Origin of the sequence: Sphaerotilus natans (genome assembly GCF_900156335.1) — a bacterium.
In the GTDB taxonomy this organism is placed as follows: Bacteria; Pseudomonadota; Gammaproteobacteria; order Burkholderiales; family Burkholderiaceae_C; genus Sphaerotilus; species Sphaerotilus natans.
In genome coordinates, this window is sequence record NZ_FTMZ01000005.1 from 211,430 (window position 1) to 227,620 (window position 16,191).

General features: G+C 72.7%; 7 protein-coding genes. 6 read left to right on the forward strand and 1 reads right to left on the reverse strand.

Annotated features, from left to right (window positions below; translation table 11 throughout):
• The first annotated feature begins 68 nt into the window (after window positions 1-68).
• The 6 genes from bcsA (at window position 69) to BW996_RS07110 (ending at window position 12,841) form a co-directional block, all read left to right on the forward strand.
• The gene (gene bcsA / locus BW996_RS07085) at window positions 69-2,273 is read left to right on the forward strand and encodes a UDP-forming cellulose synthase catalytic subunit (RefSeq protein WP_081837935.1); all 2,205 of its coding nucleotides are present in this window, start codon (window positions 69-71) and stop codon (window positions 2,271-2,273) included.
• The gene (locus BW996_RS07090) at window positions 2,273-4,711 is read left to right on the forward strand and encodes a cellulose biosynthesis cyclic di-GMP-binding regulatory protein BcsB (RefSeq protein ID WP_037478164.1); all 2,439 of its coding nucleotides are present in this window, start codon (window positions 2,273-2,275) and stop codon (window positions 4,709-4,711) included. Before bcsA ends, BW996_RS07090 begins: the two co-directional genes overlap by 1 nt.
• A complete protein-coding gene (gene bcsZ, locus BW996_RS07095; RefSeq protein ID WP_051631522.1) occupies window positions 4,677-5,963 on the forward strand; it encodes a cellulose synthase complex periplasmic endoglucanase BcsZ in 1,287 nt (428 codons plus the stop codon). The genes BW996_RS07090 and bcsZ overlap by 35 nt, the downstream gene beginning before the upstream one ends.
• A complete protein-coding gene (locus tag BW996_RS07100; RefSeq protein ID WP_037478166.1) occupies window positions 5,936-10,291 on the forward strand; it encodes a cellulose biosynthesis protein BcsC in 4,356 nt (1,451 codons plus the stop codon). Before bcsZ ends, BW996_RS07100 begins: the two co-directional genes overlap by 28 nt.
• A 466-nt stretch (window positions 10,292-10,757) precedes the next feature.
• Window positions 10,758-11,624, forward strand: coding sequence for a carbohydrate porin (locus tag BW996_RS07105; protein ID WP_037478169.1), 867 nt, complete (start codon window positions 10,758-10,760; stop codon window positions 11,622-11,624).
• A 152-nt stretch (window positions 11,625-11,776) separates the two neighbouring features.
• A complete protein-coding gene (locus BW996_RS07110; protein WP_037478171.1) occupies window positions 11,777-12,841 on the forward strand; it encodes an oxidoreductase in 1,065 nt (354 codons plus the stop codon).
• A gap of 1 nt (window position 12,842) precedes the next feature.
• Here BW996_RS07110 and BW996_RS07115 read toward each other — a convergent pair whose 3' ends face one another.
• Entirely contained in the window at window positions 12,843-16,166 is a 3,324-nt protein-coding gene (locus BW996_RS07115) for a phosphorylase b kinase regulatory subunit alpha/beta (RefSeq protein WP_051631523.1), read from the reverse strand.
• Between the last annotated feature and the right edge of the window lie 25 nt (window positions 16,167-16,191).

Sequence of the window (16,191 nt, forward strand, 5' to 3'; positions counted from 1 at the left end):
TGCCGCGCCTTCGTTCGCTGAGATCCCGGCTGAAGCCGCAGCGCTCGCGCCCCCATCACCGGCAGCCGATGCATGCCCGCACGCTGCTGGACTCGCTGTGGCCGATCACCGGCTGGCGGCTGTGGCAATATCGCGCGCTGCAGGCCGGCCTGCTGCTGTGCGGCCTCTTCCTGATGGTCACCGTGATGTCGGTGCCGCTCGAGCTGGAGGAGCAGTTCATCTTCGGCGTGCTGTGCTTCGCCTGCACCTGGGTGCTGAACAAGTACCCCGGCCGGCTGATCACGCTGGTGATGACCTTCGTGTCGCTGACCGTCTCGACACGCTACCTGTACTGGCGGCTGACCGAGACCATGCACATGGACAAGGCGGTCGACATCTTCTTCGGCACCGGCCTGATCGTGGCCGAGATCTATGCCTGGGTGGTGCTGGTGCTGGGCTTCATCCAGACGATCTGGCCGCTGCAGCGCCGCCCGGTGGCGCTGAACCTGCCGATCGAGGACTGGCCGCATGTCGACATCTTCATCCCGTCCTACAACGAGCCGCTGAAGGTGGTCAAGCCGACGGTGCTGGCGGCGATGGCCATCGACTGGCCGATCGACAAGCTGCACATCCACATCCTGGACGACGGCCGGCGCGAGGAGTTCAAGCAGTTCGCCGAGGAGGTCGGCGTCAACTGGGTGATCCGCAACCACAACCGCCACGCCAAGGCCGGCAACATCAACGAGGCGCTGAAGAACACCCACGGCGAGTTCATCGCCATCTTCGACTGCGACCACATCCCGACGCGCTCCTTCCTGCAGATGACGATCGGCTGGTTCTACCGCGATCCGAAGCTGGCGATGATGCAGACGCCGCATCACTTCTTCTCGCCGGACCCCTTCGAGCGCAACCTGGGCACCTTCGGCCGCATCCCGAACGAGGGCGAGCTGTTCTATGGTCTGGTCCAGGACGGCAACGACTTCTGGAACGCGACCTTCTTCTGCGGCTCCTGCGCGGTGCTGCGGCGCGGTCCGCTGCTGGAGGTGGGCGGCGTGGCGGTCGAGACCGTCACCGAAGATGCGCACACCGCGCTGAAGATGCACCGCAGGGGCTATACCACCGCCTACATCGCGATCCCGCAGGCCGCCGGTCTGGCCACAGAGAGCCTGTCGGCGCATGTGGGCCAGCGCATCCGCTGGGCGCGCGGCATGGCGCAGATCTTCCGCACCGACTGCCCGCTGCTGGGCCCGGGGCTGACGCTGGCGCAGCGGCTGTGCTACTCGAACGCGATGCTGCACTTCTTCTACGGCATTCCGCGGCTGATCTTCCTGACCGCGCCGCTGGCCTATCTGTTCTTCGGCGCGCATGTCATCCAGGAAAGCGCGCTGATGATCGCGGCGATGGCGCTGCCTCACCTGTCGCACGCCAACCAGGTCAACTCGCGGGTGCAGGGCCAGTTCCGGCACTCCTTCTGGGCCGAGGTCTACGAGGCGGTGCTGGCCTGGTACATCTTCCGCCCGACGCTGTACGCGGTCATCAACCCGAAGGCGGGCAAGTTCAACGTCACCGCCAAGGGCGGCTACATCGAACGCGACTACTTCGACTGGGGCATCGCGCGGCCCTATGTGGTGCTGCTGAGCGTGAACATGGCGGGCATGGTGGTCGGCCTGCTGCGCCTGGCCGCGCTGCAGTTCGGCTGGGACAGCATCAGCGTGCCGGGGACCGACTACCTGATGCACGACAAGAACGACCAGATGGAGACGGTCGTGCTGAACATGCTGTGGACCGTCTACAACCTGATGATCCTCGGTGCGGCCGCCTCCGCCGCGTCCGAGACCCGCCAGGTTCGCCAGTCGCACCGGGTGCAGTTCGGGCTGCCGGTGCGGCTGCAGGCCCCGGGCACCGCACCCTTCCATGCCGAGACCGAGGACTTCTCGGAGGGCGGCATGAAGGTGCGCATGCCCGATGGCATGGCCTTCGAGCGCGACACCCAGCTGACGCTGTGGATGGAGCGCGGCGACGAGCCGCCGCGCTTCAACGCCCGCGTCGCCTTCCGCAACGGCCGCTCGCACGGCCTCAGCTTCGAGGACATGTCGCTGCTGCAGCAGATGGATCTGGTGCAGTGCACCTTCGCGCGCGCCGACACCTGGCTGGGCGTGCAGGATCGCCACCATCCCGACCGGCCGGCCTATGCGCTGGCGGAGGTGTGCCGGCTCGGTCTGCGCGGCTGCGCGCAGGTCTTCCTGCGCCGCAATGCCGGCGCCGCACCGCCGGCCTCGTCCGCGTCCGCATGATGAGGCACGCCCTGAACCTGAAGGCCGCGCTGGCGGCGGCGTCGCTGTGCCTGCTGGCGCCGGCCTGGTCCGGCCAGACCCGGGGCACACCGGAGCGCATCGAGCCCGCCCGGACCGCCGCCCCGCAGGAGCACCCCGCCCCGTCGACGCTGCCGCCGCCCGAGAGCGCCGGCGCCCTGAAGTCCACCGTGCGCCGCAGCGCCGAGGGCCGCGAGCTGACGCTGCCGTTCGGCCAGATCGGGCAGGTGCACCATCCGCACGAGGTGCGTCGCGGCCAGTTCCGCCAGCGGCTGCATTTCGAGCTGCGCACCGACGAGCTGGTGCGCCGCGCGACGCTGACGCTGATGCTGGCCCCATCGCCCGATCTGCTCGGACGCAACGACCTGCTGGTGGTCAAGCTCAACAGCGAGACGGTCGGCCGGATCGCGGTGCCGCAGGCCTCCGGACTGGACGCGTCCGGACAGTTCCTGACGCAGCTCGACCTCGACCCGAAGCTGCTGACCGACAGCAACGAGCTGACCGTGCAGTTCGCCGTGCCGCCGCAGTGCGACAGCCCCCAGTTCCCACGGATTCGCGTCAACGGCCATTCGCGCGTGCAGCTGGCGATGCAGCCGCTGCCGCTGGCCAATGACCTGTCGGTGCTGCCCGCCCCCTTCTTCGACCGCCGCGACCCAGGCCGCACCGAGGTGACGCTGGTGACCTCGGACCGACCGGACGGCTCGACGCTGCAGGCCGCCGGACAGCTGGCCTCGTGGTTCGGCGCGCTGGCCGGGCACCGCGGCGCGCGCATCCGCTCGCGCGCCGACCTGCCGGCCGGCCATGCGATCGTGCTGGCCACCGCGCAGGATCGCCCGGCCGGCGTCAGCCTGCCGCCGATCACCGGCGCCACCGTGGTGCTGGGCAGCCATCCCTCGCGCCCCGGGGCCAAGGTGCTCTACCTGCTCGGCCGCGATGGCGCCGAGCTGCGCCGGGCGGTGGAGGCGCTGGTGCGTGCCCAGCTACCGGCGCAGGGCAGCTCGGCGGTGATCGACACCCTGCCCGAGGTCGCGCCGCGCCAGCCCCATGACGCACCGCGCTGGACCGGCACCCAGCGGCCGGTGCGCTTCGACGAGCTGCTGCGGCAGGAACAGCTGGGATTCTCAGGCACGCTGCCGGACGCGATGCGCAACTCGATGACGGTGTCGCTGCAGATGCGTCTGCCGCCCGACCTGTTTGCCTGGCGCGAGCGGATGGTGCCGATCGACATGCGCCTGACCCACTCGCCGCGCCCGTTCAGCGACCCCCGGCCGGAGCAGGCCCGCATCGAGCTGCGCCTGAACAACGAGACGCCGCTGCTCGACGAGAACCTGGCCGCCAGTCAGCCCCGGCGCTGGATCGAGCAGCTGTGGCAGCAGATCGACGACCAGGACATCACGCGCGAGCACCGCTACCGCATGCGTCTGCCGGTCGAGAGCCTGGGCACCCGCTCCTACAACGACATCAACATCCGCATCGATCACGGCCCCTTCGACGAGCGCGCCCAGTGCCTGCGCGAGGCCCAGGCCGAGAACAGCCAGGGCGGTCGCCCCGACAAGGCCTGGAGCCTGCCCTCGACCATCATCGAAGGCAGCTCGACGATCGACTTCTCGGACGTGCCGCACTACCTGCCGATGCCGGACCTGGCCGCGTTCGCCAATGCCGGATTTCCCTTCACCCGCATGGCCGACCTGTCGGAGACCGCGATCGTGCTGCCGGATCTGCCGATGCGCGAGGAGATCGACGCGATGCTCGGCGTGGCCTCGCGCCTGGGCGAAGGCAGCGGGATGGCAGGGCGTCTGCTCGAGGTGGTGCGGGTGCGCGAGATCGACCGGGTCGCGCAGCGCGAGCTGGTGGTCATCGGCAGCGCCGGCAGCCAGCCGCTGTTCACCGAATGGGTGCGCGCGATGCCCTTCCGGGACCTGCCGGTGGCCGGCAGCGGCGACCTGCCCGAGACGCCGGAAGTGCCGTTCTGGCAGCGCTGGCTGCAGGGCCTGTGGCAGCGCCCGAAATTCCCGCCGCTGCCGCAGCAGACCTTCCGCTCGGTCGAGGCGCCGGCAGTCATCGCCGGCTTCGAGTCGCCGCTGCGCGCCGGTCGCAGCGTAGTGGCGCTGATCGGCGCCACCGCTGCCGACCTGGAACTGCTGACCGATGCGCTGGCCGATGCCGAACGGCTGCGACGCATTCACGGCCACCTGTCGAGCGTGCGCGACGAGACGCCCGAAGGCGTGAGGCCCTGGCGCGCCGACCCGACCTACGGCTCCGGCGAGCTGCCCTGGCTGACGCGCCTGCGCTGGGAGCTCTCCGACCGGCCCGTGCTGCTGTGGCTGGTGCTGTTCGGTGCCGTCCTGGCCCTGTCCCTGATCACCTTCGTGCTGCTGCAACGCCATGCGATACGACGCCGAGCGGGCTCGCCGCTCTGATCCGGCCGCCACCGCGCCCCAGGATGCTGAACGGCGCCAGCTGCTGGGTGCCGGCCTGGGTCTGGGGCTGGGCGCCCTGGCCGGCGGCGTCAAGGCCGCCGTGCCATCCGGCACCTGCCTGGACTTCGACCACCTCTGGCGCCGCTTCGTCGCCCAGTGCGTGCAGCCCGACGGCCGGGTGGTCGATCATGACACGCCCGAGCGGGTCAGCACCTCGGAGAGCCAGACCTACACCCTGTTCTTCGCGCTGGTCGCCGATGACCGGGCCCGCTTCGACAAGGTGCTGGACTGGACCCGGCACAACCTGGCCGGCGGCGACTTCTCGGCCCGGCTGCCGGCCTGGCAATGGGGCCTGCGCGACGGCCGCTGGGGCGTGCTCGACGCCAACGCCGCCTCGGATGCCGACCTGTGGCTGGCGCAGGCGCTGTTCGAAGCCGCACGGCTCTGGAAGCAGCCCGCCCATGCCGAGACCGCCCGCGCCATCCTGAGGCGGGTGCAGCGCGAGGAAGTGGTCGACGTGCCCGGCCTGGGCCGGATGCTGCTGCCCGGCCCGCAGGGCTTTGTCTCCGCCGACCGCCAGCAGTGGCGCTTCAACCCGAGCTACAGCGCGGTGCACCAGCTGCGCGCGCTGGCCACGCACGACCCGCAGGGCCCGTGGGCGGAGCTGGCGCAGCAGGGCGTGAAGATGATCCAGGCGGTCAGCCTCAACGGCCTGGCGCCGGACTGGGTCACCTGGCAGCTCGAGCGCTCGCGCATGTCGCTGCCTGGCGGCGTCGGCGGCCGCTGGCTGACGCATGACGCGGAAAAAGGCGACATCGGCGGCTATGACGCCATCCGCTGCTACCTGTGGGCCGCGGTGCTGCCACCGGGTGACCCGGTGCGCGCCACGCTGCTGCGTGCGCTCGGCGGCCTGCAGCCCTGGCTGCAGGGCGACGGCCCGCCGCCCGGCAAGCTCTCGACCACCCGCGCGACACTGATCGAGGCCGGCCCGCCCGGCTTCGATGCGGTCGCCCTGCCCTATCTGGCCGCGCTGGGCGACCGCGCGGCGCTGACGCGCCGGCTCGCGCGGCTGCAGGCCGCGATGAGCCAGCCGCTGCGCTACTACGACCTGGTGCTGATGCTGTTCGCCATCGGCGCGCTGCAGGGCCGCTGGCAGTGCGGTGCCGACGGCCTGCTGATGCGCCGCGCACCGGTCCGCTATCCGACCGCTCCTCTGGATCCGACATGCCGACCTCTTCCGACCTCCGCCTGAACGGCCTGCGCCCCGGTGCGGCCTTTCCCGTGCACCTCGTCGCGCTGGGCTGCCTGCTGCTGCTCGGCGGCGCCGCGCATGCGCAGGGCAGCGCCAGCGGCAGCGCCGCCGCGGCCAGCCCGTCGACCGAAGGCGCCTCGACCACCGCCGCGACGCAGACGCTGATCGAGCAGGCCCGTCACTGGGAGCGCAACCGCCGCCCCGACATGGCCCGCCAGCTCTGGGGCAAGCTGCTGGCGGTCGATCCGCGCCATCCCGACGCGCTGCAGGGCATGGCGGTGCTGAACATCGACGAGAGCCGCTTCGAGGAAGCCCAGTCCTATGTCGACCGGCTGCGCAAGGTGCGACCTGACCACCCGGCGCTGGAGCGGCTGAGCCGCCAGGTGCGCACCCGCACCACGAGCCAGGCGCTGCTGGCCACCGCGCGCCAGCAGGCCCAGGCGGGTCAGGCCGATGCGGCCTCGCGCTCCTACCGCGAGGCGCTCGGCGCCCGCCCTGCCAATGACGAGCTGGCGCTCGAGTACTACCAGACGCTGGGCGGCACCAACGAGGGCTGGGACGAGGCCCGCATCGGCCTGGAGCGGCTGGCCCAGGCGCAGCCCAGCCAGGGCCAGGTCCAGCTGGCCTATGCCCGCCACCTGAGCTACCGCCCGCCCACCCGCAACGAGGCGATCCGCCGTCTCAGCGCGCTGGCGGCGCGCACCGACGTGCCCAACAGCGTGCGCCAGGACGCGCGCACCGCCTGGCTGCAGGCGCTGCTGTGGTCGGGCAGTGCGGCCGATCCGGCCCAGGTGCGCCAGTACATCAGCAGCGTCGGCCCGGACCCGCGCCTGACCGCGGCCCTGAAGGAGCGGGAAAGCAAGGGCAGCAGCGGTGGCGGCAGCGCCGGGACGACGCCGGCCCAGCCCTCGCCGCGCGATCTGGCCATGAAGGCGGCCTACGCCGCGCTCGATGCCGGCGAGCTCGACGCCGCCGCCCGCCAGTTCGAGGCGCTGCTGCGCCAGCGCCCGCGCGAGGTGGACGCGCTCGGCGGCCTGGGGCTAACGCGGCTGCGCCAGGAACGCTTCGACGAAGCGGTCGAGCTGCTGGGCCGGGCGACCACGCAGCCGGCCGGCAGCCGCTGGAAGACAATGGAGCGCACCGCCCGCCACTGGCAGGCGCTGGGCGAGGCCAACGCCGCCCGCCAGGCGGGCGACACCGACCGGGCGCTGCGCCTGGCGCGCGCGGCCGTCGAGTCCGATCCGAAGGAGCCCGAGGCGCAGATCCTGCTGGGCGACCTGCTCGCGGCCCAGGGCCGTCTGCCGCAGGCCGAGACCGCCTACCGCGCCGCGCTGCAGGCCACGCCGCGCCCGGTGCGCGCGCTCGCCGGGCTGATCAGCGTGCTGGGCGCCAGCGGCCGGGTCGATCAGGCCCAGGCGATGATCCGCGAGCTCGACGACAGCCAGCTCGCCCGTCTGGGCGGGGCCGGCACGCTGCGCGCCAACCAGCTGCGGCTGCAGGCCGAGCAGGCGCAGCAGCGCGGCGACAGCATCGGCGCGCAGGCGCTGCTGGAGCAGGCGGTGGCGCTGGCGCCGCAGTCGGCCTGGGCGCGACTGGCGCTGGGCCAGCTGCTGGTGCGCCAGAACCGGCTGGACGAGGCCCGCGCGCAGCTCGACGCGATGGCGCTGCCCGCCGCCGGCGCCGAGCGGCTCGACGCGCTGCAGGCGCGTGCGCTGCTGCAGGCCGAGCTGAAGGATCACGCCGGCGCGCTGGCCTCGCTCGAGCAGATCCCGCGCGCGCAGCGCTCGGCGGCGATGGCGCAGCTGCATCGCCGCATGGCGGTGCAGGCGCAGGCCGCCGAGGCGATGGCGCTGTACCGCACCGGCCAGCCCTCGGCCGCGGCGGCGCTGCTGGCCGAGGCCGAAGGCGCCGCCGGCCAGGATCCGGACCTGATCAGCGCGGTGGCCGGCGCCTATCTCGACCTCGGCCACGAGGCGCGTGCCGCGCAGCTGATCCGCGCCACGCTGGCCGCGCAGCCGCAGGCCGGCCCGGCGCTGCTGCTGCGCCATGCCGCGCTGCTGCTGCAGACCCGCCAAGATGCCGAGCTCTCGCGGGTGCTGGGCCAGCTGATCTCGATGGCGCGGCTGCAGCAGCTCGGCCCGGCGCAGCGCCGCGATCTCGACGAGCTGCGTCTGGGCTACTCGGTGCGCCAGGCCGACCTGCTGCGCGAGGCCGGCGATCTAGCCTCGGCCTGGGAGGCGATCGCGCCGCTGATGCAGGAACGCCCGGGCGAGCCGCGGCTGCAGATGGCTCTGGCGCGCATGCATCTGGGCGCCGGCGAGCCCGATGCGGCGATCGCGCTCTATGAGACGGTGCTGCGCGAGCGCCCGGAGGAGGTCGACGCCTGGCTGGGTCTGGCCGCCGCCGCCGATGCCCGCAAGGACCGCGACACCGCGGCGCAGGCCCTCGAGCAGGCCCGCCGCCTCGCGCCCGACCGCCCGGAGGTGCTGGCGCAGCAGGCCCGCCACTACCGCGCCCGCGGCCAGTTCGCCAAGGCGGCCGAGTATTTGCGCCTGGCGATGGCCGCGCAGCAGCCGACGGCGGTCGCGCAGTGGGGCCAGCCGCGCATGGCGGCCAACCCGTTCGCGCAGCGACGTGCGACGCCTGCGGCGCCTGCCGCCCCCGCGAATCTCGAGCTGCCGGTGCTCGCCGCTGCGGCCCGCCCGGGCACGGCGTCCACCGCGCTGCCACCGCTGCCGCCGATCAGCGACAGCACGGTGCTGTCCGGCGATCTGGATCGTCTGCCGCCGCCCGCCGCCGGCCTGCCCGCACCGGGCAGCGCCGCCGAGTCGCCGGTGGCGCGCACGCTGCGCTGGCGCGAGACGACGACGGCCACCGCCGCCACGCCCGTGGCGACAGCCGCCAGCGCGCCGGCCTCTGCCCGCAACCCCTCTCGCAGTGGCCGCACCGCAGCTGCAGCAGCGTCGCCGGCCCCCGCGCCCCGCACCGAGCCGGCCACCACCGCGCTGCCGGTGGCGGTCGCTGCGGCCGCCGCGCTGCCGCCGCTGCCCGCGCCGGCCGCCGGCCGTGCCGCCGCCAGCCGTCCCGCCGGCACCAGCGTGCTGGCCGCCCTGCCCGGCCAGCCGCCGCAGCGCCGCAGCCGCACGCTGGCCGACGAGCTGGCCGAGATCCAGGCCGAGCGCGGCCCGGGCAGCCGCATCGAGGGCGGCGGCGCGCTGCGCTCGCGCGGCGGCGAGGGCGGCTTCGGCCGGCTCGACACCTTCCAGGCCCCGGCCGAAGGCCGCATCGCGATCGATGAGCTCGGGCAGGTGGTGCTGCGCGCCACGCCGGTGTTCCTGAGCGCCGGCGAGGTCGGCGCCGAGACCGGCACCCGGCGCCGCCACGGCACGCTGGCGCTGGATCCGACCGGCGTCACCACGCCCGGCGACCAGAGCGACGCCGGCATCGCGCTGGCGGTCGGTCTGGAAACCCGCAGCATCAGCGCCGACATCGGCACGGTGCCGGTCGGCTTTGCGGTCGGCGGTGCGGTCGGCGGCGTGCGCTGGGAGGACGCGATCGGCAGCGGCGGCCTGCGGCTGATGATCGAAGGCTCGCGCCGCGCGCTGAACGACAGCCTGCTGGCCTTCGCCGGCAGCACCGACGCGCGCACCGGCCGGGTCTGGGGCGGCGTGCGTGCCACCGGCCTGCGCTCGCAGCTGTCGTGGGAGCAGGACGATGTCGGCCTGTACGGCTACGGCGGCGCGCAGGCGCTCACCGGCCGCGGCGTGGCCTCCAACAACCGACTGGAGGCCGGCGGCGGCGGCTACTGGCGCGCACGCAGCACGCCGGACGACCGCCTCGAGCTCGGGCTGAACCTCGGCTACCAGCACCACCGGCGCAACCTCAGCGGCTACACCCTGGGCCACGGCGGCTACTTCAGCCCGCAGCACCTGCTGGCGCTGACGGTGCCGGTGAACTGGACCGGCCGCAGCGGCCGCCTGAGCTGGGGCGTGCAGGGCGCCGCCGGCCTGCAGACCTACCGCGAGGAATCCGCCCCCTACTTCCCGACCGAGGCCGGCCTGCAGTCCTGGCTGGAAAGCCTGGTGGCCGCCGGCCAGACACCGACCGCACGCTACGCCGCGCGCAGCGACAGCGGCATGACGCTGAACCTCGGCGGCGGCCTGGAGTACCAGATCACCCGCCAGCTCGATGTCGGGGCACGCATCGGCTTCGAACATGCGCCGCAGTACAGCCAGAGCACCGGCTCGGTCTATCTGCGCTTCAGCCTGGAGCCGCGCGGCGGCGCGACCGGCGGTCTGCGCATGCCCGCCGGACCGGCGCTGCAGTAAGCACGGCACCGGCCGCTGAACGGCGGTCATGACACAGGCCCGCCCCCCCGGATTCCGGGGCGGCGGGCCTGCTCCTTTCCGGCACGACCTCGATCGGGAGCAACCCGAGGCCGCCGTGAAACCGTCGTGAAATCACGACACGGATCTTCCCTAGGTTTGCGCTTAAATCAGGGTGACGGCGAGACGCAAACGATCTCGGCGCCCCTCGAGACCTCGAATTCTCCCCAGAATCAGCGCTGAGTCAGCTCTGTAACCCGCTGCACGCACGGCTCGATCCGCTCCCGGAGTTCGGGACGGCTCGGGACAATCAGACATCCGAGCACAGTCCCCCAAAAACAACAAAAGCCGTTAACTGAGGGTTAACCTGAAGTAAATAAGCGGTTAAACGTCGTTACTGTTCATCACCCAAGGTCGAACGCACACAGCGACAAGCGACCGAATCCGCAACGAAAGAGGAGTCAAGACCATGATCCGCAAGACGCAAGCCGCCCTGGCCATCGCCGCCCTGTTCGCCGCTCCGGCTTTCGCCGCCGTGAGCTTCGACGCCAACGTCGAACTCGACACCACCTACCAGAACGCCGAGCGCGGTGCCAGCCAGAGCGGCCGCGTCGAGCTGAACGCCGCCTCCAAGAGCGAGAAGGGCGGCGGCTTCGTCGCTGCACGCGCCAGCTACATGGCCGGCAAGGGCGGCGTGACCACGGTCGACGACATGTGGGTCCAGTTCGGCAACGCCTCCGGCGACATCAAGCTGGGCCGCTTCGAAGCCGCTGACCTGTTCCCGCTGGGCAAGGACGTGATGGTCGAGGACGGCAACGCCGCCGCCGGCTTCCGTGCCAACAACTTCCGTGGCCGCACCTCCTCGGCTCACGCTGCGCTGAACCTGAACGTCGGTGGCGGCCTGGGCTTCGAGCTGGGCGTCATGGCCGACAAGAAGAACACCGGCGTGCGCCCGGTCGTCAGCTTCGGCATGAGCGGCTTCTCGGTCAAGCTGGGCGCCGAGGAAGGCAAGAACGCCGCCGGCCAGAAGGTCAGCGGCGCGGGCCTGACCGTCGGCACCACCATGGCCGGTGCCGGCCTGAACCTGAGCTTCGCCTCCGGCAAGGTCGGCGGCGTCAAGGGCGAGAGCTTCGGCGCCAACGCCACCTTCGGCCCGGCTGGCGTCGGCTACATCCTGGACAAGACCGGCTCGAACAAGGACAACATCTTCTACGCCGCCTACAGCCTGCCGCTGTTCGAGACCGGTGCGACCATCACCCCGGCCGTCTCCTACGCCAAGGGCACCAACATGGACAAGCAGATCGGCCTGCGCGTCCGCGTCAACTACGCCTTCTGATCGGTGCGTGCGCCCCTCGGGGCGCTGCGCCGCAGCACTTTCGGGGTCCACGGTCTGTGTGGTCCTGAGGGGGTGGCAAAGAGTGCTGCCACCCTTTCTTCGGTGGGCTCTCCGGTCGAGAGCTCACCTTTTTTCATTGGAGCGTGCGTTTCATGAGTTCACCGTCCAGCCCCACCCTGCCCGCGATCCGCGTGGCGCTGATCGGCTTCGGCTATGTCGGGCGCACCTTTCACGCCCCGCTGATTGAGGCGGTCGAGGGGCTGGAGCTGGTGCGGGTGGCCTCGTCGGACGCCGCCAAGGTGCACGCCTGGCGCACCGATCTGGCGGTCGAGCCGGACTACCTGCGGGCCGCGACCGCGCCCGACATCGACCTGGTCGTGATCGCCTCGCCCAACGACAGCCACCACCCGCTGGCGCGCGCGGCGCTGCGGGCGGGCAAGGCGGTGGTGATCGACAAGCCCTTCACCGTCACGCTGGCCGAGGCCGAGGATCTGGTCGCGCTGGCCGAGGCGCGCGGCGCGCTGCTGTCGGTCTTCCACAACCGGCGCTGGGATGGCGACTTCCTGAGCCTGCGCGCGGCCATCGACGGCGGCACGCTGGGCGAGGTGCGCGAGCTGGTCTCGCGCTTCGACCGCTTCTCGCCCGCGCCGCGCGACCGCTGGCGCGAGCGGCCCGGCCCCGGCGCCGGCCTCTGGTTCGACCTGGGGCCGCATGTGGTCGACCAGGTGCTGCAGCTCTTCGGCCCGCCCGACACCGTCTGCGCGCAGCAGGCCTCGCTGCGCGACGGCGGCCAGGGCGTGGACGACTGGACGCAGGTGGTGCTGGGCTACGGCGCGCAGCGCCGCGTCACGCTGCATGTGACCCGGCTGGCGGCCTGGCAGGCGCCGCGCTTCGAGGCGCACGGCACCTGCGGCAGCTGGCTGTGCAGCGGTCTGGACATCCAGGAAGACCAGCTCAAGGCCGGCATGGCCCCAGGCGCGCCCGGCTGGGGCGAGGATGCGCGCCCGGCGCTGCAGGCCGACGCCCACGGCGCCGTGATCGAACAACCGCGCCCGGCGGGCGACTACCGCGCCTATTACGCCGGCATCCGCGACGCGCTGCGCGGCCTGGCGCCCAACCCGGTGCCGCCGCGCGAGGCGCTGGCGGTCATGGCACTGATGGACTGCGTGACGCGCAGCGCCACCGAAGGCCGCACGCTGCGCTTCGGCGCCGGCTGAATCAGGCGGCAGCCTCGGCCGGCTCCGGCGTCATCAGGAAGGCCAGCGCGTCCATCACCAGCGTGGCCACCCGGTGCGGCGGCAGCGCGTAGAAGCCCTGCCAGGCGGCGGCCTTGTGCTCGTTGTAGTCGAGCGGCGGCGTGTCGTCGTCCGCGCCTTCGCCCCGGGCGCGCGCGGGCAGCGACTGCTCCCAGCCCAGCCGCACCGCGATGCCGATCAGCACGTCCATCACCAGCAGCCCGTCGGCGGCCAGGTCCGGGTTGGCGCGGGCGATGTCGGAGACCGCGATCAGCGCCTCGATCGTCAGCTGGCGGTATTCCGGCGCATGGATCTTGTTGAGCAGATCGTCGACCTGCAGCGCGAAGCCCCGCTCGGAGGCAGTCATGTCGGCGCGAGCCAGGTGGCTGTCGAGCCGGTTGCGGCTGTCGAGCTGGTCGCCGATCACCAGGCCGGGGAAATGGCGCAGCACCTCCCAGACGCGGGCGTGGAAGTCCTCGGGCAGGCGGGTGAGCACGCCGCGCACCTCGCGCCAGGCCAGCCAGCCGCCGGAGGCATCATCGAGCACCGGATCGGCCGAGGCCGGGAAGCGCACCCGCGCCAGTGGCCCGCCGTCGCGGCTGACGCGCCCGTGCAGCGACTGCAGCCGCAGCAGGTTGCGGCCCATCTCCTGCTCGTGCGCGATCACCTCGCGCAGCCGGCGCAGGATGGCCTGCGGGCTCAGCGACAGCAGGAAGTCGAAGCCCTCGGCCTGGGTCAGGCCGTGCTCGCGCGCCAGCCAGCCGGTGATCAGCAGGATCAGGTACCAGGCGCGCAGGGTCAGCGTGCCGCGCAGCAGCGGCGCGTCGGCCTTGATCAGCGTGCCCAGCAGCAGCACCACCTCCTGCAGCAGCACCCGCGCGCGCGCGTCGTCGCCGCCGAAGCGGCGGATGCGTTCGAAGATCTCGGCGCTGGGCAGCGGCCGGTCGATGACCGCGCCGTCGCCATAGCTGCGCCCGACGACGATGCGCTTCTGACGCGCGACGATCTGCGCGACCGCCTCCTCCAGCGCGGTGTCGTGCACGTCGAGCACCGCGGCGGCGCGGCGGATCAGGCCCCAGTGGCGCTCGCGGCAGGCGCGCTCGTAGAGCGCCTGCGTCATCTGCCCCACCGACAGGCCGCGCTCGGTGCCCCAGCGGGCGCCGCCCCGGCGCACCAGCAGGCCCAGGATCTCGATCTGCTCGTAGGGATTGCGGCTGCGCGCGAGCTGGCGCTGCAGCGCATGCGCGTCCTCCTCGTGCTCGAGCGCGGCGGCGCGCGCCGGCGTCAGCGGCCGGGTCGCGCCCTCCTCCCAGTTCAGGTCGACCGTGAGCGCGGCACCGCTGCCGATGCCCGCCACCGGACGGGCCGACGCGGCCAGCGACTCCAGCCCGTCGAGCGGCGTGCAGCGCACCCGCGGCAGCAGCTCGGCCAGCGGTCCGACCTGCACATCCGGCTCGTCGAGCCCGACGCCCAGCGACTGCAGGAAGCCGATCAGCGCGTCCGCGCCGTCGGCCTCGAGCATCGGCTCGCCGACCAGCAGCGTCAGCAGCGGCTGGCCCTGCTGGTCGCGCACCTGCCAGTGGCGGCGCAGCGTCGCCAGCTCGGCGCGCAGCTCGTCGACCAGCAGCCGGTTGTCCAGCGTCAGGTAGAAGCCCTGGCGGCCGTAGAAGGACGGCAGGAAGAGCATCAGCGCGGACGCAGCCGATGACGACGCGCCGGCCTCGTCGCCGGCGCGGAAGACCTGGCTGGTCGATAGGCTGCCCAGGCGCCCGCGCGGACGCCCGCTCAGGCCCAGCGCGTCGACCCGGCCGACGCTGGCCAGCGCGATCTCGAGATCCTCGGCGTAGCGCAGCTGCACCGGCGCGATCTCCGCCGGCGTCTGGCTGCGGATGCCGTGCGCGGCCAGGCGCGCCTGCACCAGCCGGTCGGCCGCCAGCAGCGCGACCTGGATGCGCACCGGCTCCGGCGGCACCACCCGCCCGGCCAGCACGCCGGGACGGCGTCCGCGCGGCAGCAGCACCTGCGGCGCGACCAGCCGCTCCTGCAGCAGCACGCCGACCAGATAGAGGCTCTGCGCCCACACCAGCGGCACGTTGTCGTTGGGCACCCGCGCCTGGCTCTGCGGCGCGGCGCGCTCGGCCTCGACCGCCTCGGCCGGCACGATGTAGAGCTCGGGCAGCAGGCGCTGACCGTCCTGCTCGACCATCAGCGCCTCCAGGCGCTGGCGGTAGTCGCGCGCGGCGGCCTCGTCGCCACGCAGCTGCGCATCGAGCAGCAGATAGCAGAAGAACAGCGGCCACTCCGACTCGATGTGCGCGAAGCGCTGCAGCTCGCCGGGCTCGTAGTGCAGGCGGCTGTGGTCCTCGACCGCCGTCTGGTGGCCGTCGCGCAGGAAGCGCTTGCAGCCGTGGCGGCCCTGCAGCCGGCCGACGATGGTGGCGCGGGTGCGCTCGACCAGCGCGGCGTCGCCCACCGCGAAGGCCGGAAAGCCGATGATCGACAGCAGCGCCGCGTCGGTCTCCTTGGACTCGGACTCGCGCGGCAGCAGGTTCTCCAGCGTGTGGCGTGCATGCGCGATCGCCTCGGCCGGCACATGGATGGCCGGGCCGTCGGCCAGCAGGCGCGCGCCGCTGGCGACCTCCAGCGCCGCCTTGGCCATGCCCACCGAGCTGGCGTTGATCTCGGCGCGGCCGTCGTTGCGCTTGTTGCCGCGCTCCCAGATGCCGTAGTCGGGCGTGCGCCAGGCGTGCGCCAGATACCAGACCAGGTTCTGCACGAACATCAGCTCGTCGCGCGAGCGCACGATCTGCAGGCCGCCGGCGCTCATCTGTACCAGCATCAGCAGGAAGATCGCGGTGGCGTCGAGCTGCAGATGGCCCCATTCGGCGTCGCCCACCACCGGCTCGCCGCTGCGGGTCGAGTACTTGGCGTGCAGCGCGTCGAGCGGATGCTGGGTGTGCTTGAAGCGCTCGACCTTGGCCGACTGGCGCATCATCGCCGCCAGCAGGCCGCGCATCAGGTGGATCACCCGCGCGTCGAGCTCGGCCGCCTGCGCCGCGTCGCGCGCACGCCAGGCGTGGCCCAGCGCCCAGACGGCCATGATGCTGTAGACGTTGTCGCGCACCCAGGCGTGGGTGTAGTCGCCATGCACCGTGATCGCGGTGCTGGCCGGCAGCAGGCCGGTGTCGGGGTCCTGGCGCGCCAGGATGATCTCGCGCGCCTGGCGGGTCAGCTCGTCGAGGCGCGCGCGTGCGGCCGGGTCGGCGACATCGGCCGGATCGAAGGAAGGAAGGCGGAAGTCGGTCATGGAAGGCATGTCGTCCGGATGCGGA